At 52.1% G+C, this 1,033-nt stretch carries 1 protein-coding gene; it reads right to left on the reverse strand.

Annotated elements, in window-relative coordinates; all coding sequences use genetic code 11:
- Positions 1 to 76: 76 nt before the first annotated feature.
- Positions 77 to 964 (reverse strand): segregation and condensation protein A, encoded by an 888-nt coding sequence (locus HMPREF3066_RS03900; RefSeq protein ID WP_070440555.1) that lies wholly within the window; start codon positions 962 to 964, stop codon positions 77 to 79.
- Positions 965 to 1,033 lie beyond the last annotated feature (69 nt).

Consider the following 1,033-nt stretch of genomic DNA (forward strand, 5'->3'; position numbering starts at 1 on the left):
GTCCTGATTTAAATTTAATCCACTATATAAAGGGCAGTTGATTAAAATGGGTATGGCTTTGCCAAGCGTGAAATCATCATGCCGTTTCGCCTTCAACGTCGGCGGAGGGGGCGTCTGAAACGCCCTCTTCCGCTTCCGGGCGTTCTAAATTTTCCTGTTTCAGGCTGATTTCGATTTCGCCGTAGCTGTCCGGCTGGACGATGCGGACCAAACCTTCTTTGGCAAGCTCCAAGAGCGCGATGAAATTGACGACCACATACGCCGCGCCCTGCTCCGGTTTGAACAAATCGCTGAATTTGCATATCCCGCTCTCGTTCAGACGACGTAAAACCGCCGTCATCTGCGCGCGCACGGAAATGGTTTCCTGAATCACTTCATGGCTGCGCGTATGTTTCGCCCGCGACAAAATGCCCAGCCACGCCTGCGTCAAATCGGCGACATACACCTCCGGCAGCTTCGCCTCGACCGCGATTTCCAACGGCAGATACGCCCAAGCAAAATCCCGTCCCGCGCGCGGCAACGCATCCAAACCCTGCGCCGCCAGCTTCATCTGTTCGTAAGCCAAAAGGCGGCGCACCAGTTCGGCACGCGGATCAGCCTCTTCATCCTCGACTTCTTCGGGACGCGGCAGCAGCAGGCGCGATTTGATTTCAATAAGCATCGCCGCCATCAAGAGATATTCCGCTGCCAAATCAAACTGATACGCTTCCATTTGGGCGATATAGTGCAGATATTGCTCGGTAATCTTCACCATCGGAATATCGAGAACGTCGATATTCTGTTTGCGGATCAGGTAAAGCAGCAAATCCAACGGCCCTTGGAAGCTGCTTAAGACAACCTTCAAAGCATCGGGCGGAATAAACAAATCCTGCGGCAAATCGGTAACGGGTTGACCGAATACCCACGCGACAGTGTGTTCAGACGACGTTGCCGCGGCGGAAGGAATAAGGTGTTCTGAAGGCATGTTTAGAGGAGCTTTTTCTTATTAGGTTTGATGGGTATCTGATATAGTGGATTAACTTTAAACCAGTAC

It is taken from the genome of Neisseria sp. HMSC03D10, from assembly GCF_001807625.1.
Taxonomy (GTDB): domain Bacteria; phylum Pseudomonadota; class Gammaproteobacteria; order Burkholderiales; family Neisseriaceae; genus Neisseria; species Neisseria mucosa.

Coding starts and splice junctions, on each gene's coding strand:
- HMPREF3066_RS03900 (WP_070440555.1), bottom strand. CDS start 964: ATGCCTTCAGAACACCTTATTCCTTCCGCCGCGGCAACGTCGTCTGAA.